Origin of the sequence: Bradyrhizobium hereditatis (genome assembly GCF_020329435.1) — a bacterium.
GTDB lineage: Bacteria > Pseudomonadota > Alphaproteobacteria > Rhizobiales > Xanthobacteraceae > Bradyrhizobium > Bradyrhizobium hereditatis.
Window position 1 is genome coordinate 93722 of the sequence record NZ_JAGKJK010000006.1, and the last position, 19296, is coordinate 113017.

The following is a 19296-nucleotide window of genomic DNA, read 5'->3' on the forward strand; positions in this document are numbered from 1 at the left end:
TGATCCCTGCCGCTGCGAGTAATTAAAGATCGAGCCATTCTTCGACCGGTCCCTTCGGAAGCGGGACCATGAACCAACGCTCGAAAATGAAGTAGGTGACGATGGGCATGCCGAGCGCGACCGCGAGCACGGTCAGCCAGGGATATTTGCCCAGCCATCGCATGAACCACGCGATGAAGAAGATCGAGGCGACATAGAGTCCCGTGAACGGCATCGCGCCGACATAGATCGCAGTCGGTATGACGACGCTCATGACCTGGCGAAGCTGTCCCCATTCCGCGAACAGCCTGCCATCGTCTTCGCGCAGCCCGTTCCATAGATTCACCGCGCTGGACGCCACGATGAAGATTCCGATGTAGAACGGGAAGAAGCCCGCACGCGGACCTTCCGCGCCCCAGTTGATGCCGGCCTTCAGACTGCCGGCGATAACGATCACGCCGAAGAGGGCGATCAGAAGCGTGATTCCTGCCTCCACCAGCTTGTGGGTGGGGCCGGTGTTGCTTGAGCTGCCTGTTGTCATCAAAACTCCATGCGAAGCCGGGCCTGTGGCCTAAGAGGCCCGGCGTCGGTGCTGCGGTCCGTCGTGGGTCAGTCGTTCGTCAGTTTCCCGCGGCCGCGAGGAAACCAGCGTCCTTCATCAGCGTCTGGTGACGTTTATCTTCAGTCTCAAGCCACTTGGCGTAATCGGCCCCGGTCAGGAAGGTCGTGTTGAACGCGCCACTCTTCATGAAGTCCTGCCACTCGGGCGTGGCGCGAACCTTCTTGAACAATTCGACGTAATATTCGATCTGGTCCTTGGTCGCCCTGGGCGACATGAAGATGCCGCGCAGCATCACGTATTCCATGTCGAGGCCCTGCGACTTGCAGGTTGGAATGTCTTTCCAGCTCTTGCCGTCCGCGATCTGCTCGTCATAGGCCATCGGCTGTGCGTCGAACACGCAGAGCGGACGCAGCTTGCCACCGCGCCATTGTGCGACCGCCTCGATCGGATTGTTGACAGTCGAATCGACGTGGTTGCCGACGAGCTGAACGGCGACTTCACCGCCACCCTTGTAGGGAATGTAGGTGAACTTGCTGCCGGTTGCTTTCTCGACCGCGACGGTGATGATCTGGTCTTCCTGCTTCGAGCCGGTGCCGCCCATCTTCATGGAGCCCGCCGGCGCAGCCTTCACCGCCTCGATATACTCTTTCGCGGTCTTGTAGGGCTTCTCCGCGTTCACCCAGAGCACGAACTCGTCGAGCGCCAGCATGGCTACCGGCGTGAGATCCTTCCAGCTGAACGGAATGCCTGTTGCGAGTGGGGTGGTGAAGAGATTGGAGAGCGTGATGATGATCTTGTGCGGATTGCCGCCGGAGCTCTTGACGTCGAGGAAGCCTTCGCCGCCGGCGCCACCCGACTTGTTGATGACAACCAGAGGCTGTTTCATCAAATTGTGCTTGGTGACGATGCCCTGGATCGTCCGCGCCATCTGATCGGCGCCGCCGCCGGTGCCGGCAGGGACGATGAATTCGACGGGCCTCACCGGCTCCCACGCGGCGATTGCCGGAGCCGACATCCCGAGCGCGCATATCGCAGCAAGTGCCCCCAACGCAGTATGTGCAGCATGTTTCATTTGTTTCACTCCCATCCAATTGTCGTTACGCCGGTCTGTTGCCGGCTTGGTCAATTATTATTCCAAGCGCCCAAGAGGCGTTGTCGCACTCAAGACCGTCACACCGCAACGGTTCCATTTAGGCAACCGCAGCAAGCTCGAATTGTAGGAGGGACCTACCGGGGCGGCATCCGCTCCTTTCGGCCAATGGTGGAATTGTGGAATACAGGAAGCGGCGCGCGAGATCGGTCGCGCCGGTCGCCCCATCGCCCTGACTGTCCTCTTGGACTGCACGGCCCACCTCCCGAAGCGCTCTTGTTTTGATGAGCGCTGTTGGAACGCATCTTTGTATGCGATATGCCAGGAAGCAACAGTATAATGCTTCCGATCGTCGCCCGGGCCAATTTGTCGCAGAGCGTGGTGAAGGCTAAGGCGGGACCACAAACGAAAATGGCCCCGGAAGCCGGGGCCATTCATCCAATCACGACGGCAAAGTCGTTTATCTGATCAGGGTCCTTTGCAGAAAACCCCGTATTTTCAGGTTCAAAGACCGAAATAGGGGAGGTCGCCATTGCGGATAGCGATGCGGCTGCTCTGGGTCAGGAGGCGGTCGATAAAAGCCATCAGGCGGCCGAACAGGGTGCTGGAAGACAGGAGGCCGATGGATGCAGTCTTAGACATATACGTCCCCTTTCGTAAGTAGCGGAGCAGCTCCGCGTCGTGTCTAGGGATAGATTAGGTATACCATATGCCACCTACAACGGGCTTGTTTGCATAGCAGCAATTGTCCGCGTGCATTGCAGCAAAATTAACTGATATGGCATTCCAGACAGCAAAAAGGCCGCCGGAAACCGGCGGCCTTTGTATCCCAGAGGACAAGGCTGGGTTTATTCCGCCGCCTGCTTCTGCGGCGGCGCGAGCGCGCCGGAATCGTGGATTTCGGCGACCTTCTGGTCCGAGAAGCCGAGCACCTGGCGCAGGATCTCGTCGGTGTGCTCGCCGAGCAGGGGCGAGCGGGTCACCTCGCTCGGTGAGTCCGACAGCTTGATCGGGTTGCCGACCGACAGATACTTGCCGCGGGTCGGGTGATCGACCTCGACCACCGTCCCGGTGGCGCGCAGCGACTGGTCTTCGGCCAGCTCCTTCATCGACAGGATCGGTCCGCAGGGAATGTCGTCCTTGTTGAGGATTTCCATCGCCTCGAATTTGGTCTTGGTCATCGTCCACTGCTCGATGCGGGCGAAGATCTCGTTCAGCCGCGGCAGGCGGGCCGCCGGCTTGGCGTAGTTCGGATCGGTCTTCCAGGTCGGCTCGCCGATGACGTCGCAGATCTTCTCCCAGACCGGCGCCTGGGTGATGAAGTAGATGTAGGCGTTCGGATCGGTCTCCCAGCCCTTGCACTTCAGGATGCGGCCGGGCTGGCCGCCGCCGGAATCATTGCCGGCGCGCGGCACGGCATCGCCGAACGGAATGCCTTCGCCGTATTGGCTGTATTCCTTGAGCGGGCCGTGGGCGAGCCGCTGCTGGTCGCGCAGCTTGACGCGGGCGAGGTTGAGCACGCCGTCCTGCATCGCCGCGGTCACGCGCTGGCCCTTGCCCGAGTGGGTGCGCTGATAGAGCGCGGTGACGATGCCGAGCGCGAGATGCAAGCCGGTGCCGCTGTCGCCGATCTGTGCGCCGGTGACCAGCGGCAGGCCGTCGCGGAAGCCGGTGGTCGAAGCGGCGCCGCCGGTGCACTGCGCGACGTTCTCGTAGACCTTGCAGTCTTCATAGGGGCCAGGGCCAAAGCCCTTGATCGAGGCCACGATCATCTTCGGGTTGATGGCGTGGATCTTCTCCCAGGGGAAGCCCATGCGGTCGAGCACGCCGGGGCCGAAGTTCTCGACCAGCACGTCGCATTTCTTGATCAGTTCAGTGAGGACTTCCTTGCCCTTCGGGTTCTTGGTGTCGAGCGTGATCGAACGCTTGTTGTGGTTCAGCATGGTGAAATACAGGCTGTCCACGTTCGGGATGTCCTGCAGCTGACCGCGGGTGATGTCGCCGACGCCCGGGCGCTCGACCTTGATCACGTCTGCGCCGAACCAGGCCAGCAGTTGCGTGCAGGTCGGACCCGACTGAACGTGGGTGAAATCGAGAATACGAACGCCCGTAAGCGCCTTTGTCATCGTGCTTGCTCCTTCTACTATCTGTTGCCGTCATGCCCGCGAAGGCGGGCATCCAGTAATCACCGTCGGTTCAGTCGGGCACTGCCTTCGTCACACGATAGTTCGGCGGGTACTGGATTCCCCGCCTGCGCGGGGAATGACGCCGATGGGTTGATCTGTTCACTTCTTCTTCAAAACGCTTTGCGGGTTGAGGTTGCCGATACGGCCGCTCTCCGAGCCGGCTGCCGGGTCGATCACGGCGTTGATGAGCGTCGGCCTGCCGGAATCCATCGCCTCGTTGACGGCGCGCTTGAGCTCATCGGGCGAGGTGGCGTTGACGCCGACGCCGCCGAAGGCCTCCATCATCTTGTCGTAGCGCGCTCCCTTGACGAACACGGTCGTCGCAGGATCGGAGTTGGCGTTGTTGACATCGGTGCCGCGATAGATGCCGTCATTGTTGAAGATGACGACGCAGACCGGAAGGTTGTAGCGGCAGATCGTCTCGACCTCCATGCCGGAGAAGCCGAACGCGCTGTCGCCCTCGACCGCGAGCACGGGATTGCCGGTCTCGAGCGCAGCCGCAATCGCCTGGCCCATGCCGATGCCCATCACGCCCCAGGTGCCGACGTCGAGACGCTTGCGCGGCTTGTACATGTCGATGACGCCGCGGGCGAGGTCGAGCGTGTTGGCGCCTTCGTTGACGAGGATGGCGTCGGGACGCTCCTTGATGACGTTCTTCAAGACGCCGAGCGCGCCGTGATAATCCATCGGCGACTTGTTGTTCATCAGCTTCGGCGCCATCTTGGCGACGTTCTCTTCGCGCTTGGACGTCACCGTCTTGATCCAGTCGGCGGGCGGGGCGGTCCAGCCGCTTCCCATCGCCTGAACGAAGGCGGAGACGCAGGAGCCGATGTCGCCGACCACGGGGGCGACGATCTCGACATTCGAATCCATTTCCTTCGGCTCGATGTCGACCTGGATGAATTTCTTCGGGGCTTCGCCCCAGCTCTTGCCCTTGCCGTGCGACAACAGCCAGTTGAGCCGCGCGCCGATCAGCATCACGACATCGGATTCCTTCAACACCGTGGAGCGGGCCGCGCCGGCGCATTGCGGATGAGTGTCAGGCAGAAGACCCTTGGCCATGCTCATCGGCAGGAAGGGCACGCCGCTCTTCTCGACGAAGCTCTTGATTTCCTCATCAGCCTGCGCGTAGGCCGCGCCCTTGCCGAGAATGATCAGCGGACGTTTTGCACCCTTGAGCACGTCGAGCGCGCGCTTGATGGAGGCGGGGGCGGGGATCTGCGCGGGAGCCGCATCGATGACGTTCACCAGCGACTTCTGGCCGGCTTCGGCATTCATCACCTGGCCGAACAGTTTTGCCGGCAGATCGAGATAGACGCCGCCCGGACGGCCGGAGACGGCGGCGCGAATCGCGCGCGCCAGACCAATGCCGATGTCCTGGGCATGCAGCACGCGATAGGCCGCCTTGCACAGCGGCTTCGCAATCGCGAGTTGGTCCATCTCTTCATAGTCGCCCTGCTGGAGGTCGACGATCTCGCGCTCGGAGGAACCCGAGACCAGGATCATCGGATAGCAGTTGGTGGTGGCGTGGGCGAGGGCGGTCAAGCCATTGAGAAAACCCGGTGCCGAGACGGTGAGACACACGCCGGGTTTCTTGGTCAGAAAGCCGGCGATAGCAGCGGCGTAGCCGGCGTTCTGCTCGTGACGGAAGGAGATGACGCGAATGCCCGCGGCCTGGGCCATGCGGCCCAAATCCGTGATCGGGATGCCCGGCACATTATAAATCGTGTTGATACCGTTGAGCTTGAGCGCGTCGATGACGAGATGAAAGCCATCGGTCAGCTCTTGCTCGGCGCCCGGTGCTTCGGACTTAACAGCGGTATTCAGCATGGGCTTCATCTCCCTGATCGTGTGGTTTTGGACGATTTTTGGTCGTCTTCTGGTGCGAGGTTAGTCTTTAAGAGAAAAGTTCCTGCCCGTGCGTCTCGACGTAGGTGGCAAGTCCGAGCGTGTGATCGCGCGCAAGCTTTTCGGCAAGTTCCGTATCGCGCGCTTCCAGCGCTTCGATGATGGCGAGATGCTCAGGCAGCGAGGTCGCGGTGCGATCCTTCCGCCCGATGGTCAATTGCCGGTAGCCGCGCACGTGCAGAAGGATATCGTTGGTCATATCGACCAGCACCTGCGACTCCGAAAGCGAGATCAGCGCCTGATGGAAGGCGATGTTGGCCTTGGAGTATTCTTCAATATGATCCTGCGGCAGACGATCCTTGCCGAAGTCCTTGAAGAAATCGCGCAGCGCCGTGATGTCTTTCTTGCGCGCGGTGGTGGTGATCAGGCGCGCGGCCATGCTCTCGAGCGCGGCCCAGGCGCGGATCATGTCGACGATCTCGGCCTTGGTGCGGCGAACCACGACGATGCCGCGGCGCGGCACGGTTTTGACGAAGCCATCCTGTTCCAGCATCGCGATGGCTTCGCGAATAGGGGTGCGGCTGACGCCGAGGCGTTCGGACAGCGCACGCTCGTCGAGCATCACCGGCTCGGGCGTCGCGTAGATGTCCATCTTGAGAATCGCTTCCTTCAAGGCCTCGTAGGCCTTGTTCTTGAAGCTCGTCTCAGGCGCAATCCGGACGATTGCGATATCTGCCTCAGCCATGACAGGCGGTGCCTTGGTTTGTTTTCGTTCGGACACGACTCGTCTCCTCCCTGTTTTGGAGACGTCTTCTTACCAGAAGAAATGCCTGAATATTTTTGGCATACCAAATACCAGAATGTCAAGATGCCCGTGTTTTCGCTGTTTCTGCGCGATAGTTTGTCTTGACAATCTAATCTCTGGCATACCAAATGCCATAAAACTAGCCCCAGGAGGAAGCCAATGTCAAATTCTGCAGATGCGGCCCGCAAGATCGCTGAGCCCAGCGCCCACGAGGCTGTCCGCCGGGTGCTCGATACGGTGAAGGCTGAAAAGCGCACCAGCCTCACCGCGCCGGAAGGCAAACTGGTTTGCGATGCCTATGGCATCCCGGTTCCGAAGGAAGGCCTGGCGAAATCCGCCGCTGATGCATCCAAGATCGCATCAAGCATGGGCTTCCCGGTCGTGATGAAGATCGTCTCGCCGGACATTCTCCACAAGACTGAAGCTGGTGGCGTTGTGGTCGGTGTCAAGACCGCGGCCGACGCTGAAAAGACCTACGAGACCATTCTCGCCAACGCGAAGCAGTACAAGGCCGACGCCAAGATCGAGGGCGTCCAGGTGCAGCAGATGCTGGCCGGCGGCACCGAGGTCATCGTCGGCTCCATCACCGACGGCTCGTTCGGCAAGCTGGTGGCGTTCGGCCTCGGCGGCGTGCTGGTCGAGGTGTTGAAGGACATCACTTTCCGTCTCGCGCCCGCCACCAAGGAAGATGCGCTGTCGATGCTCGACGGCATCCAGGCCCATGATATGCTGAAGGGCGTGCGCGGCGGCGATCCGGTGAGCCGCGACGCGCTGGCTGATGTCATTGTGAAGGTCTCGCAGCTCGTCAGCGATTTCCCCGAGATCGTCGAACTCGACCTCAATCCGGTGTTCGCCACCAAAAAGGACGCGATTGCCGCCGACGTGCGCATCGTCGTCGACTTCAACTACAAGCCGAAGCCGAAGCCACGCCCGACCGAGGAAATCGTCGCTGCGATGAACCGCATCATGCAGCCGAAGGCGGTTGCCGTGATCGGCGCCTCGGCCGAAGACGGCAAGATCGGCAATTCCGTGATGAAGAACCTCATCAACGGCGGTTATAAGGGCGAGATCCTGCCGATCCATCCCAAGGCCGACGAGATTTTGGGCTACAAGGCCTATAAGAGCGTCAAGGACGTGCCCGGCGTCATCGACGTCGCGGTGTTTGCGATCCCCGCAAAGTTCGTCGCTGGCGCCCTGGCCGAATGCGGCGAGAAGAAAATCCCGGGCGCGGTGCTGATTCCCTCGGGCTTTGCCGAAGCCGGCGCGCCTGAATTGCAGGCCGAGATCGTCGAGGTCGGCAAGAAGTACGACATCCGCCTGATGGGGCCGAACATCTACGGCTTCTACTACACGCCGGCCAATCTCTGCGCCACGTTCTGCACCGCCTACGACGTCAAGGGGCAGGCGGCGCTGTCGTCGCAGTCCGGCGGCATCGGCATGGCGATCATCGGCTTCTCGCGCTCGGCCAAGATGGGCGTCTCCGCCATCGTCGGTCTCGGCAACAAGTCCGATATCGATGAGGACGATCTGCTGGCTTTCTTCGAGCAGGATCCCAACACCAACCTGATCGCGCAGCACTGCGAAGACCTGAAGGACGGCCGCGCCTTTGCGGAAGCGGCCAAGCGCGTTGCCAAGAAGAAGCCGGTGGTGGTGCTGAAGGCGGGCCGCACTTCTGCTGGTGCGAAGGCGGCGTCGTCTCACACCGGCGCGCTCGCCGGCAACGACAAAATCTATGAGGACGTGTTCAAGCAGTCCGGCGTGATCCGTGCCCGGTCCTTGCGGCAATTGCTCGAATTCGCGCGCGGCATGCCGGTGCTGCCGACGCCGAAGGGCGAGAACGTGCTGATCATCACCGGCGCCGGCGGCTCCGGCGTGCTGCTGTCGGACTCCTGCGTCGATAACGGCCTGTCGCTGATGTCGATGCCGCCGGATCTCGACGCCGCGTTCCGCAAGTTCATCCCGCCGTTCGGCGCGGCTGGAAATCCTGTGGATATCACCGGTGGCGAGCCGCCGATCACCTACATCAACACGGTGAAGCTCGGCCTGTCGGATGATCGCATCCACGCGCTGATCCTCGGCTACTGGCACACGATCGTCACCCCGCCGATGGTGTTCGCGCGCAACATGGTCGAGGTGAAGAAGGAGATGGAGGCCAAGGGCTTTGTGAAGCCGATCGTCGCCTCGCTCGCCGGCGACGTCGAGGTCGAGGAAGCCGCCGAATATCTCTACCAGAACGGCATCCCGGCCTATGCGTATTCGACCGAGATGCCGGTCGAGGTGCTCGGCGCCAAGTACAAGTGGGCGCGCGGCGCGGGCCTGCTCTGAGACTATCAACGGCAATGCCGCCTCGGAAAACCATCCGAGGCGGCATTTTCATCTGACGAGCTTTCTTAACTCGCCCCGTAAGCGGGGAGAGGGAGAATGGTCGACCAGCAGTCGCCCGTAGGATGGGTGGAGCGAAGCGATACCCATCAACGCCGGTAGCGCTGGTCATGTGATGATGGGTTTCGCTTCGCTCTACTCATCCTACGGCGTAGCGCGATACGCACTGACAGTCTGACTCACGGATGGATGCAGTCGCGATGAGAAAAGACGTGATCCGGCGCAAGGCGGTCGAACCGAGATCCACCGCGGACCAGGACACTGAGGTGCGCGATAGCGGCGTCCAATCGGTCGATCGCGCACTCTCGATCATTGAGACGCTGGCGGAAGACGACGAGGGCTATCGCTTAAGCGACCTCGCGATCCGCACCGGCCTATCGACCTCGACCGTGCACCGCCTGCTGGCGACGCTGGAAAACCGCCGCTTCGTGCAGTTCGACCGCACCGAATCGAAATGGCATGTCGGCGCGCGCTGCTTCACGGTGGGCGCGACCTTCGCCCGCCGCCGCAATTTCGCGGCGCAGGCAATACCTTACTTGCGCAAGCTGCGCGACCTGACGCGCGAGACCGCCAACCTCGCCGTGGTCGACGACGAATTCATCATCGTGCTGACCCGGATGGAAAGCCGCGAGATCATGCGCTCGCTGACCAAGCTCGGCGGCCGTGTCGCGATGGTCGCTTCAGGCGTCGGCAAGGCGGTGCTGGCGACCTATTCCAACGAGGACGTCAGCGCGATCATCCGTCACCACGGCATGCCGCGGCTGACCGAAAAGTCGATCGTGCGGCCCAGCGATTTGTTCAAGGAGCTCGAAAAAATCCGCCGCCAGGGCTACGCCGTGGACGACGAGGAGGCCTGCATGGGCCTGCGCTGCGTCGCCGCTGTCGTCTACAATGATTGCGCTGAGCCGCTGGCGGCGATTTCCGTCTCGGGCATGACGGGCCGATTGACCGACGAGCGCCTGCCGCAACTCGGCCGAACCGTGCGGGAAGTGGCGGCCGAACTGACGGTCGCGCTCGGTGGCGTGATGCCGGAGATGAAGATCGGCTGAGCCACACCCTACGCACTCACCGAAATGAGGCACGAACCTCATCGATCGTCCGTTTCGGGTCCTGCAGGTGAGGGAAGTGCCCTATGCCGGAAAGAAGCGCGAACTCCGCCTGAACTCTTTCGGCAAGCTCTGCTCCCATCTCTTTCTTGATGTAGAGGTCCTCCTCGCCCCAAATCACCTTCACAGGGGTTTTCAGCCGGGACAGTTGCGATTCGAAGTGGTCCTGGTCCCGCGTAAAGCGCGAATAGTAATGCGAGAAAGCGTCCGCCGTCGTCATCGCGCCGTGGCTCCATCCGCGGGCCATGTCGTCCTTGAATTCCCGCGAAACTTCGAACAGGGATTCCGCAGGTAATCCTCGTGTGAAGGTGTTCGCGAGGATCTCGTCGCGATTCCTGTTTAGAGTGGCGCGGACCTGATCCATCGCGGGCCCCGCCTTCAGGTTTTGCAGGCTCTCATACATATGTTGAGGCCTGTCGAATGGGGCGAAGTCGCCGACGATGATCGTCCTTGCGATGTCAGGTTTCTCCACGGCCAGCAGGAGCGCCGGCAGGGCACCGATATCCGTTGCGTAGATCGTCAGCTTCGATGTGTCTATGCCTGCTTTCGCAATGTACTGATTCAGCACATGCGCGTAGTCTTTCGGCGCATAAGAGAACCGGTCGACGGTCGGTCTGGATGAAAGACCGTAACCCGGCCAGTCGAAAGCGTGGACTTCGTAGTCATCGGCCAGAGCCAGCGAAATATCTTTCCAGGTGTACAGCGTCTCGGGAAATCCATGCAGGAAGAGGACGGTCCCCTTCGGTTTCGGGTTGCGCAGCACCATCCTTCTGAGCGTGATGTCCTGGTCGATCTTCATAAAACCGATCGCGTTATCGTTCATCTGCTGTGACATGGCACGTGTCCTTCGCCCGGTTTACTGGTCAGGAGGTCGCGCGTGCACAAGCGCGACGTCCTCGATCAATCTGCCTCCGCGGCCTGCGGCGTATTCCGAAAGCTGATTGCGAGACGGTTGTAGGCGTTCATCAGGCCAATCGCGATCGTGAGATCCACGAGCTCGCGCTCCTCGAACACGGCGCGGGCCGCCTGGTAGGCTTCGTCCGGCACGTTGGTATCAGCGACGCGCGTCACCGTTTCGGCCCATGCAAGGGCGGCGCGTTCGCGTTCGTCGAAGAGGTTGCCGGCTTCCTTCCACGCCTGCACCAGCGCCAGCTTTTCGATCTTCACACCCTTCTTGAGCAGATCGCGCGTGTGCATGTCGAGGCAGTAGGCACAGTTGTTGATCTGGGAAATTCGTAAGTACACCAGCTCGACCAGGGCAGAGGAAAGGCCGCTCTGCATGACGTAGCCGTAGACGCCGCCCAGTGCTTTCACGCCTGCCGGCGCGATCTGGTTGTAGTCGAGACGCTTGCTCATTGTTTGCTCCTTGATGACGTGCACGGGGTTTGATTCTCTGATCCGGAATAAAGCCAGCTCACTTGCGAACGACGGCCTTCAGCGAGTCGACGAATACCCAGAACGAAGCAGCGAACAGGCCGACATCCTTCAGGAGGAACTGACCCGGCGCGACGGTGATCGCGGGCGCTCCGAGCTCCGGCACGATGACATCAGGCGTCGAGATCATGAAGCTGACCGTGGTGACGAAGAGTCCGGCCGAGAGAAGGCCGCCGGCTGCGGAAAAGATCGGGCTCGCCAATCGGAGGGCGATCAGCAGCCCGATGCTGAGTTCGAGGAAGCCGAGGAACGTGGAGAAGCCGCGGACCGAGAACAGAGCATAGAACCAGCTCAAGAGCGGGCTGTTCTCCACCAGCGGCACCAGCCCGTTGGCTTCATACTCCGTAAACTTCATCCCGCCGAACCAGGCGTAGATGATCGCGAGCGACACATAGAGGCCGACCCTGCTGATCGGCTCTGCGTAGGCGAGCAGGCGCTCGGCATGAACGCGCCACCCTGCGAATGTACCCAGCGCCAGGACCGGTGCCGGGACCTGACTGGCGATACGTGAGATGGCAACTTCCGTCTTCATGGTACGTCTCCTTGTCCACCGGACGTGTGAAGAACTGCCGTCGAGCACCAACTCGACGGTCTCGGCACGTCCGGATGAATGCCGAGAAGTATGTCGGTAGCCTTGGTGAGCCGGGTGAAAAAGCGTTGGCGTCGCCTAGGCGCTCACGCTTTCATGCCTGTGCAAGTTGTAGCGGGGCGCCGGGATGGCACTCGAGAGCTTGCTCGACATCGCGAGACGCGCCGTCTCATGACGATCCCACTCTGCCTTGTCTGCCAGCGAGGGGATGGTCACGGTCTCGCCGAGGTCGAGACCGGCAAGCGCGGCATCGACCATGTCGTCGGCTGACATCACGATCTGCGCCGGAAGCTCATGCACCGGCTTGCCTGCCACGTCCCAGAATTCCGTTGCCGTGGCGCCGGGTAGCACCGCCTGCACGCGGATGCCCTTGTCGGCGAGTTCGTGAACAAGCGATTGGCTGAACGCGAGCACGAACGCTTTCGTGCCGCCATAGACGCCGTTCAGTACTTCCGGTGCGATCGCGACAACCGACGAAATGTTGATGATCGTGCCGTTGCCTCGGGCAACAAATCCCGGGACCGCTGCATAGGTCAGCCGCATCAGCGCGGTGACGTTCAGGCGGATCATGTCTTCCATCTTGCCGACGTCGGAAACGACCAGCGGGTCTGCCGCGCCGATTCCAGCGTTGTTGACGAGCACGGAGATGCCGTCATGGATCCGGAGGAGGGTCTCAACGCGTTGCAGGTCTGCAGGCGCGGTGAGATCGGCTTCGAGAGTTTCCACCTTGCGGCCCGTATTGGTGGCGAGCCGGCGCGCGAGCGTTCCGAGCCGCTGCTTGTTGCGCGCAACGAGAATGAGGTCGTAGCCGCGCTTCGCCAGTCGATCTGCGTAGATTGCGCCGATGCCTGTTGATGCGCCGGTGATAAGGGCAGTGCCTTTGGCCTGGGTCATGTCCATCTCCGCTGGTTGGCCGGGTTCGTTGTCACGCGTTGATGGATAAGCGCTTCCAAATTCGAAGGGTATCTGGCAAAATCGAGAGATATCCTTCCAAAAAATGGAAACGTAGGATGGATCGACTTGAAAGCATGTCGGTCGTGTTGGCGGTGGCCGAAGCCGGAAGCCTGTCAGCCGCGGCGCGCCGGCAGAAATTGCCGCTGGCGACCGTGAGCCGAAAGGTGTCCGAGCTCGAGGCGCATCTGCGTACCAAGCTGTTCAACCGGTCTAACCGCGCACTCGTCCCAACTGACGCAGGACTCTCCTACATCGTCGCCGCAAAGCGAATCCTTGCCGATATTGCCGAAGCCGAGCGCGTCGCGTCCGGCGAGTACACAACGCCGCGCGGAGATCTCAGCGTTTCGACCCTTGTCGCGCTCGGCCGCCTATGTCTGCAGTCGATTCTGGCAGAGTTCCTGGTGACGTTCCCAGAGGTGAACGTTCAGCTCAACCTGCAGGATCGGACCGTAGACCTCCTGGAAGAGCACATTGACGTCGCGCTTCGGGTCGGCGACCTCGCCGACAGCAGTCTGATTGCGGTGCGTGTCGGGGAAATCCACCGCGTGGCTTGCGCCAGTCCGGCCTATCTCAAATCTCGTGGAACGCCCAAATCGCCGGATGATCTCTCGGCGCATGACTGCATCAGCTATCCGCCGATCCAGTCGCCGAGCATGTGGCGATTCACGCGAGACCAGACTGAGTATGTGGTGCCGGTTCGGTCGCGCTTTGTCGCAAGCAATCTGGAGTCGGCTTGCGATGCTGCGCGCGCAGGCCTCGGCATTACCGTGGCGTTCTCTTACCTTCTCGTTGAGCCGATAAAATCCAGACAGCTGCTTGCGGTTTTGCAGGATTTTCAGCCGCCGCCACAACCCGTCAGCCTTGTCTACTCGCCGAACCGCTTCATGCCCGCCAAATTGCGCGCATTTCTCGACTTCGCGGCGCCACGTCTCAGGGCGCGGCTCGCCGATCTGCCAAAAGGTATGGCGCGTAACCGTGTCGCTCGTGAATAAAGCTGCGCAACCTTGTAGGTTCATCGCGCGGCTTGGCGGGAAGGGCAGCTCTTCGCAAAGCGGTCGTTGGCGAAAATCCACGATCCGCTAGACTGCCGAATGAGCGGCGCGGTTGCTCGTCTGCCGCAAGAAAATTCGGGGAGAGAACATGGCAAGGAAGATCGCGATCGTCGGAGCGGGCGCTGTCGGCGGTTATGTCGGCGCCCACATGGTGCAGGCGGGGGAGGACGTCACCTTCATCGATCCCTGGCCCGAGCATGTCGAGCATATGCGAAAGCATGGCCTGCGCGTCACCCACGCGATGGACATCGCAGAATTCTCCGTTCCTGTGCGCGCGCTCCATGTCACGGATGCGCAGCAGCTTGCCAAGGAGAAGCCGGTCGAAATCGCCTTCGTCTGCATGAAATCCTACGACACGGCCTGGGCCACGATGCTCATCCGGCAATATCTGGCGCCAGACGGCTATGTCGTGTCGCTGCAGAACTGCATGAACGAGGAGACGATCGCCGGCATTGTCGGCTGGGGCAAGACGCTGGGTTGCATCGCCAGCAGCATCACGGTGAACCTGCCGGAGCCGGGTCATATCCACCGCGGTGCCGGCAAGGGCGGGGCGGCGCACACCGTGTTTCGCGCCGGCGAGGTGCATGGCCGCATCACGCCGCGGGCAGAGGAGGTCTGCCGACTTGTCGGCTATTCCGATAGCGCCAAGGTCACGGACAATCTCTGGGGTGAGCGCTGGTCGAAACTGGTCGCCAACGTCATGGGCAATGGTCTCTCCGCCTGCACCGGCCTGCCGGGCGGAGACGTCCTGCAAAGCGAGCCGCTACGTCGGTTCTCCACCCGGCTCGGGAGCGAGGCGATCCGCGTCGGACAGGCGCTCGGCTATGAACTGGAAGAAATCCTGCACCTGCCTCCGGAGACGATCGCGCTCGCCGGCGAAGGCGACGAAGCGGCAATGCGCGCCTGCGACGAGCAGCGTTTCAAGGACAGTAAGCGCACCTCGTCGGAGCAGCGTCCTTCCATGGGGCAGGATATGCAGAAGGGGAGGCGCACGGAGATCGAATTCCTCAATGGTTTTGTGGTGCGAGAGGGCGAGAAGCTCGGCCTGTCATGCGCGGCCAATGCCGCGCTGACCGATATCGTCAAGCGCGTGGAGCGGGGTGAGCTAAGCCCGGATCCGCGGCACATCACGGAATTGCGGATCAACTAGGGCTGTTCGCTCTCGCGGGTAAACCAGATTACGAACAGGGGGCAGGCTACCTCCGATTCTGACCTGTAGCCAACATTCCTCAGCATAGTTACGTGCTCGCGAACCATGTGGCGTATGCTGCACATACTCTTAGTCCCAGCAATCGCTCTACAGGTTGGGCAATCGCTCTGGCGCACCCGCAGCTCCGATCCGCTAAATCGTCGTGGTGCCCACGTCGAACCGGACGGAGAAAGAGATGATCTGGAAAAGCATCGTCGTACCGCGTGCGATCGCACCCGCTGCTGCGCGCTGGTCCGCAATATCTGGTTTTGCCCGCAAGGCGGCTGAGACAGCCTCAGACTTCGCCGAAATCGCTCACAACCTGATTATGGACGTGCGCGATAGCTACCGGCCCGAGCTCCATTACATGCGTGGACCTGGCCCGAAATGGCGCGCCAAGCATCAGCCGCGGCTAGGACTCGCTTCTGACCGCCCACATTTCCCTGTGTGCTAGAAAGTGTGCCCCATGCGAAATCTCAGCTTCGGACAGGTTGGCCTTCTTGTGGTGTTGCTAGCCCTGCTTGGCCTCACTGGCGTATGGGCTGTATCGGTGTGGAACGCCACGAGCGGCGCCGTGATGGATAAGCACGGCTGGATCGCCCTTGGACTCGGAACGTTCTTTTCACTCCTGATCGGCTTCGGGCTGATGGCTTTGATGTTCTTCAGTAGCCGTAGTGGTCACGACGACGCCGCCGACCCGTTCAGGGAAAGGCGCGAACCGCCTGCTGAATGAGTTGTCACCGGGGTCAAGACAAAAACGGTCCCGGATCTGCCGGGACCGCTTAAAATTGGGAGTGTTTCCCTTGCGAAGCGACATTCCCAAAATTGCCACGCTGCGTGATCGTTCCTGTTCGCTGGAAAACTCATTCCGGGCGCCGATGTACCCCCGAAGGCGATCGCGCCCAGTTCAAGCAAACAGAAAATCTTGTTCGGTGAGAGCGACTTGGCTATGAACGACTACATCGTTGCCTGAACTGAAGGTGATCGTGCTTTCGTGGGTTGTTGGATCAAAGGCAGAGATGCTGAGCTGACTGAAGTCTTGAATGCCCAAGGCAGTCACATCAATGAGGTCGGTGCCCCAGTTTGATCCCGCTCCACTTGGATTGCCCTGACCAAAATCCTCGATCTTGTCGTGGCCGTTGTTGAAATCGAAAACGAACGTGTCGTTGCCACCTCGCGCGTCGCCAAGGAGGACCTGCGCATCACCCCACATGTCATCGTTTGCAGCGCCACTGATCAGCTTGTCATTCCCACCACAAGCGTTGCCGGACATTGTCTGGGCATCACCGACGAGAGTGTTAGTATATGTGCCGGCCGGAAGCGGAACTATGAGATTACCCCCTGTGAGTGTATCATTGCCGCCCTGAGCTTTGTCGGACATGGTCAGGGCATCGCCATAGGCTAAATTGTCGGCAGTACCACTGCTGGCGCCCCCTATAAACGTATCGTCGCCGCCAACCGCGCGATCCCCCATATTGCCTCCGGCATCACCGTAGAAAATATTGTGGCGCTCGTCAGCGTCGGCTTGGAAAGTATCATTGCCGCCATGGGCACGATCGGACATGTTGGCGCCGACATCGCCGTAGAAAGTAACATCGCACTGAACGCCAATAACATCCGTAACGGTATCGTTGCCGCCGATCGCATGGCCGCTCATGCTGGTGCCAGCGTCGCCGTAGATCGTGTAGTTGGTCTCAGTACCGTCGATCGAAAACGTATCACTGCCGCCTGCGACGCGCCCGGACATGTTTAAGCCGGCGTCGCCGTAGAAAAAGCAATCACCCCTAACGTTGCGGGACGTGAAGATGTCGTTGCCGCCCACGGCGCAGCCGAGCATTTGTCCGCCGGCATCGCCATACATGTTCAGATTGATGATGGAAATATCGACTTGGTTCATGCTCAACGTGTCATTGCCGCTGACCGCGTGACCGGAAATATTCCCGCCGGCATCGCCATACATATTCAGATTGACGACGCCACGGCCGATCTCAGCGCTTATTGCGTCGTTACCGCCGACCGCATGGTTGGAAATATTCCCGCCGGCATCACCAAACATATTCAGATTGACGGGGACTGAAAATAAAGCAGCGATTTGCGCCCTCAGTGCATCATCGCCTCCCGCCGCGCGATCGGAAATGTTCCTACCGGCATCGCCATATAGGTTTCCGGCCCCGCTGGTGATTAGCGTGTCGTTACCGCCATGTGCTCTATCAAGTAAGTTCAGGCCGGCGTCGCCGAAGAGGTCATTCGTCGGATCGGTACCTATCAGGGTCTGGTTTCCGCCGCGTTGTTTTCCACTTAAAGAGTTACTCGTATCGCCAAAAAGGATAGCCATTGACGCCTCCTATTATGCGAACTGGTTGTAGTTGTTTGTTGCGTCCTATGAGACGCGCTTGAAGCCAGGCCGAAGGCTCACCCCAATGGGTAGTGGGTGTTAAACAATCGCGGGGCCAAATACATTTAATTGCGATTTAAAGTCCAATCTATCAAAAGGTCAAATAACATTTAATTGTGATTTAAAGTCAAATCTATCTGCGGATGCTGGCCATCGTCGGGGCGATGGCCGTCCGCTGTCATCACTGCGAGTTCCGCCCATACGGGATATCCCGATGGATTCATGCTGTCTCTCGCATAACGCGCTATTGGGCGCGGTACCTGATTTTCTCGAATGCGCGGTCTGGCGCCTTGATGGCCCCTCAAGCAGAGCTGACGCGGCGCGCAAACACCTCGACCTGGAGTCGCCAGTTCGTGCCGCCATCCGCCGAATACTCGCCGAGCCAATGGAACGAATTCGCCGTGATCTCGGTGAAGCGCCAGCGAAGCATGGCGCCCGTTGGCAGTTTCCCCTCCTGAACGATGTCGGCGCCGCGTGCTCGTCCAATCTGGCGCGTGTAAACCTGCGTTGCCGGATCACTCCAGAGGATGTGCCAGGCATCGAGGCCAGGATCGTAGACTCGCAGTGTCGTTCCGTACCAGTTGCCCGCGACCGGCATCGCCGGCATCCCAGGACGGCGCTCGGCGCGGCGCGGGATCATCCAAACGTCCTGGATCGCGCGGCCCTCTAGCACCCAGCCGAAGTGAATTTCGCCCCGTCCGTTGTGCTTGGTGCCATCCTCCTCATAGCTGACGATATCGGACTCCCAGCCTCCGACAAACTGGCCGTAGAGAGTCATTTTTTCAGCTCGATCGGCGGCCGGTCCCTCGGCCTGCAGGGCATCCAAAAAGGAATTCGCGGATCCGTTCATGACTCAGCTCCTCAGGTGCATCGAATTGCTCCCAGCTTAGCTCTCTTCCTTACTGACCCTAGAGTCATGGCGGCGTGCGAACTTGGAGAAAATTGCCATCCTCCGTTCATGATGACCGTGCCTTCCGAGGGCATCTTCGAACTCTTTGGTAGACCTCAATATGCAACCAAATCAGGCCTGAGACGTTGATTTAGCTGTGTCGCGTTCGCTCCAGCGGCTTCCAGGCAAGAGGGGCCATGCAATCTCGACCTCCGCAGGTCCGTGCTCTTGTCGCGAGCGGCACTTGCGTTCTCGCGGTTGGCACTCTTCTCGCCGGCTTCCTGGAATTCGGCCCCCACGCCCGGCACATGGCTGCCCATATCCTCGCGATGAATGTTGCTGCTCCCGTGCTTGCTGCGATCGCCCTTGTGCGGTGGAAGAGGCAAAGGGGGAGCGTATCACTGCTTTGGTTCGCAACCTTCGTCCAAATCGCCATGCTTTGGGTCTGGCACGCCCCGATTGCGCAGAAGCTCATCCTGCATACGCCCGGTGCAATGATCGCGGCGCACGCCGCGCTATTGCTGGCAGCCACAGCGTTCTGGGGATCGTTGCTGTGCCTCACCGGCTCCTCGCGCTGGCACGCCATTCCGGCCCTTCTGCTCACCGGAAAGCTGGTCTGCCTGCTCGCGGCTCTCCTCGTCTTCGCACCGCGAGCGCTCTACGGGTCCGCGGATCATGCCGCGCACGGGCTCGGCGATCAGCACCTCGCGGGCCTGTTGATGCTCGCGGCTTGCCCGCTCAGCTATCTCGTTGCGGCCCTCTTCATAACGGTTCATTTGATCGGTGTGGACGAGGCGCTGCGGCCGGCGCCGCCGATCCAGCGAACCGCCAGCTAG

General features: G+C 60.7%; 18 protein-coding genes. 6 read left to right on the plus strand and 12 right to left on the minus strand.

From position 1 onward, the window contains the following. Positions 1–22: 22 nt before the first annotated feature. From J6524_RS15620 to J6524_RS15645, 6 genes are all read right to left on the minus strand, one after another. Entirely contained in the window at positions 23–520 is a 498-nt protein-coding gene (locus J6524_RS15620; protein WP_225671992.1) for a tripartite tricarboxylate transporter TctB family protein, read from the minus strand. Positions 521–599: 79 nt separating this feature from the next. Next, complete coding sequence (locus J6524_RS15625; RefSeq protein WP_376712026.1) at positions 600–1613, minus strand: Bug family tripartite tricarboxylate transporter substrate binding protein; 1014 nt, start codon at positions 1611–1613, stop codon at positions 600–602. A 522-nt stretch (positions 1614–2135) separates the two neighbouring features. Further along, positions 2136–2273 carry a hypothetical protein gene (locus tag J6524_RS15630; protein WP_225671994.1) on the minus strand — a complete coding sequence of 46 codons (138 nt, stop codon included), beginning with the start codon at positions 2271–2273 and terminating at the stop codon, positions 2136–2138. Between the two features lie 206 nt (positions 2274–2479). Then, the gene (gene frc, locus J6524_RS15635) at positions 2480–3757 is read right to left on the minus strand and encodes a formyl-CoA transferase (RefSeq protein ID WP_225671996.1); all 1278 of its coding nucleotides are present in this window, start codon (positions 3755–3757) and stop codon (positions 2480–2482) included. A gap of 159 nt (positions 3758–3916) precedes the next feature. After that, the gene (gene oxc / locus J6524_RS15640; protein WP_225671998.1) at positions 3917–5647 is read right to left on the minus strand and encodes an oxalyl-CoA decarboxylase; all 1731 of its coding nucleotides are present in this window, start codon (positions 5645–5647) and stop codon (positions 3917–3919) included. Between the two features lie 67 nt (positions 5648–5714). Continuing rightward, complete coding sequence (locus tag J6524_RS15645) at positions 5715–6410, minus strand: GntR family transcriptional regulator (protein ID WP_249789493.1); 696 nt, start codon at positions 6408–6410, stop codon at positions 5715–5717. A gap of 219 nt (positions 6411–6629) precedes the next feature. On the opposite strand from J6524_RS15645, the gene J6524_RS15650 reads away from it, so the two are divergent. Both J6524_RS15650 and J6524_RS15655 read left to right on the plus strand, forming a co-directional pair. Continuing rightward, positions 6630–8795 carry an acetate--CoA ligase family protein gene (locus J6524_RS15650; protein ID WP_225672002.1) on the plus strand — a complete coding sequence of 722 codons (2166 nt, stop codon included), beginning with the start codon at positions 6630–6632 and terminating at the stop codon, positions 8793–8795. Positions 8796–9052: 257 nt separating this feature from the next. Next, entirely contained in the window at positions 9053–9901 is an 849-nt protein-coding gene (locus J6524_RS15655) for an IclR family transcriptional regulator (RefSeq protein ID WP_225672005.1), read from the plus strand. A gap of 16 nt (positions 9902–9917) precedes the next feature. Here J6524_RS15655 and J6524_RS15660 read toward each other — a convergent pair whose 3' ends face one another. From J6524_RS15660 to J6524_RS15675, 4 genes are all read right to left on the minus strand, one after another. Further along, the gene (locus J6524_RS15660) at positions 9918–10793 is read right to left on the minus strand and encodes an alpha/beta fold hydrolase (protein ID WP_225672007.1); all 876 of its coding nucleotides are present in this window, start codon (positions 10791–10793) and stop codon (positions 9918–9920) included. Between the two features lie 65 nt (positions 10794–10858). Further along, positions 10859–11314 carry a carboxymuconolactone decarboxylase family protein gene (locus J6524_RS15665; RefSeq protein ID WP_225672009.1) on the minus strand — a complete coding sequence of 152 codons (456 nt, stop codon included), beginning with the start codon at positions 11312–11314 and terminating at the stop codon, positions 10859–10861. A 58-nt stretch (positions 11315–11372) separates the two neighbouring features. Then, the gene (locus tag J6524_RS15670) at positions 11373–11924 is read right to left on the minus strand and encodes a YkgB family protein (RefSeq protein ID WP_225672011.1); all 552 of its coding nucleotides are present in this window, start codon (positions 11922–11924) and stop codon (positions 11373–11375) included. 135 nt (positions 11925–12059) lie between these two features. Next, positions 12060–12875: an SDR family NAD(P)-dependent oxidoreductase gene (locus J6524_RS15675; RefSeq protein ID WP_225672013.1), complete on the minus strand. Its 816-nt coding sequence runs from the start codon at positions 12873–12875 to the stop codon at positions 12060–12062. A 116-nt stretch (positions 12876–12991) separates the two neighbouring features. Here J6524_RS15675 and J6524_RS15680 point away from each other — a divergent pair, with 116 nt between their 5' ends. The 3 genes from J6524_RS15680 to J6524_RS15690 all read left to right on the plus strand — a co-directional run bounded on the left by J6524_RS15680 (position 12992) and on the right by J6524_RS15690 (position 15909). Further along, the gene (locus J6524_RS15680) at positions 12992–13927 is read left to right on the plus strand and encodes a LysR family transcriptional regulator (protein ID WP_225672015.1); all 936 of its coding nucleotides are present in this window, start codon (positions 12992–12994) and stop codon (positions 13925–13927) included. A 148-nt stretch (positions 13928–14075) separates the two neighbouring features. Next, a complete protein-coding gene (locus J6524_RS15685; RefSeq protein WP_225672017.1) occupies positions 14076–15137 on the plus strand; it encodes a ketopantoate reductase family protein in 1062 nt (353 codons plus the stop codon). Positions 15138–15642: 505 nt separating this feature from the next. Next, on the plus strand, positions 15643–15909 hold the full coding sequence (locus J6524_RS15690; RefSeq protein ID WP_225672020.1) for a hypothetical protein: 267 nt from the start codon (positions 15643–15645) through the stop codon (positions 15907–15909). Between the two features lie 174 nt (positions 15910–16083). Here J6524_RS15690 and J6524_RS15695 read toward each other — a convergent pair whose 3' ends face one another. Further along, a complete protein-coding gene (locus J6524_RS15695; RefSeq protein ID WP_225672022.1) occupies positions 16084–17511 on the minus strand; it encodes an autotransporter outer membrane beta-barrel domain-containing protein in 1428 nt (475 codons plus the stop codon). A 361-nt stretch (positions 17512–17872) separates the two neighbouring features. Continuing rightward, entirely contained in the window at positions 17873–18421 is a 549-nt protein-coding gene (locus J6524_RS15700; RefSeq protein WP_225672024.1) for a hypothetical protein, read from the minus strand. 473 nt (positions 18422–18894) lie between these two features. On the opposite strand from J6524_RS15700, the gene J6524_RS15705 reads away from it, so the two are divergent. Then, positions 18895–19296, plus strand: a complete 402-nt coding sequence (locus J6524_RS15705; protein ID WP_376712027.1) for a cytochrome c oxidase assembly protein — start codon at positions 18895–18897, stop codon at positions 19294–19296.

Coding starts and splice junctions, on each gene's coding strand:
- J6524_RS15620 (WP_225671992.1), bottom strand. CDS start 520: ATGACAACAGGCAGCTCAAGCAACACCGGCCCCACCCACAAGCTGGTG.
- J6524_RS15625 (WP_376712026.1), bottom strand. CDS start 1,613: ATGAAACATGCTGCACATACTGCGTTGGGGGCACTTGCTGCGATATGC.
- J6524_RS15630 (WP_225671994.1), bottom strand. CDS start 2,273: ATGTCTAAGACTGCATCCATCGGCCTCCTGTCTTCCAGCACCCTGTTC.
- frc (WP_225671996.1), bottom strand. CDS start 3,757: ATGACAAAGGCGCTTACGGGCGTTCGTATTCTCGATTTCACCCACGTT.
- oxc (WP_225671998.1), bottom strand. CDS start 5,647: ATGCTGAATACCGCTGTTAAGTCCGAAGCACCGGGCGCCGAGCAAGAG.
- J6524_RS15645 (WP_249789493.1), bottom strand. CDS start 6,410: ATGGCTGAGGCAGATATCGCAATCGTCCGGATTGCGCCTGAGACGAGC.
- J6524_RS15650 (WP_225672002.1), top strand. CDS start 6,630: ATGTCAAATTCTGCAGATGCGGCCCGCAAGATCGCTGAGCCCAGCGCC.
- J6524_RS15655 (WP_225672005.1), top strand. CDS start 9,053: ATGAGAAAAGACGTGATCCGGCGCAAGGCGGTCGAACCGAGATCCACC.
- J6524_RS15660 (WP_225672007.1), bottom strand. CDS start 10,793: ATGTCACAGCAGATGAACGATAACGCGATCGGTTTTATGAAGATCGAC.
- J6524_RS15665 (WP_225672009.1), bottom strand. CDS start 11,314: ATGAGCAAGCGTCTCGACTACAACCAGATCGCGCCGGCAGGCGTGAAA.
- J6524_RS15670 (WP_225672011.1), bottom strand. CDS start 11,924: ATGAAGACGGAAGTTGCCATCTCACGTATCGCCAGTCAGGTCCCGGCA.
- J6524_RS15675 (WP_225672013.1), bottom strand. CDS start 12,875: ATGACCCAGGCCAAAGGCACTGCCCTTATCACCGGCGCATCAACAGGC.
- J6524_RS15680 (WP_225672015.1), top strand. CDS start 12,992: ATGGATCGACTTGAAAGCATGTCGGTCGTGTTGGCGGTGGCCGAAGCC.
- J6524_RS15685 (WP_225672017.1), top strand. CDS start 14,076: ATGGCAAGGAAGATCGCGATCGTCGGAGCGGGCGCTGTCGGCGGTTAT.
- J6524_RS15690 (WP_225672020.1), top strand. CDS start 15,643: ATGCGAAATCTCAGCTTCGGACAGGTTGGCCTTCTTGTGGTGTTGCTA.
- J6524_RS15695 (WP_225672022.1), bottom strand. CDS start 17,511: ATGGCTATCCTTTTTGGCGATACGAGTAACTCTTTAAGTGGAAAACAA.
- J6524_RS15700 (WP_225672024.1), bottom strand. CDS start 18,421: ATGAACGGATCCGCGAATTCCTTTTTGGATGCCCTGCAGGCCGAGGGA.
- J6524_RS15705 (WP_376712027.1), top strand. CDS start 18,895: ATGCTTTGGGTCTGGCACGCCCCGATTGCGCAGAAGCTCATCCTGCAT.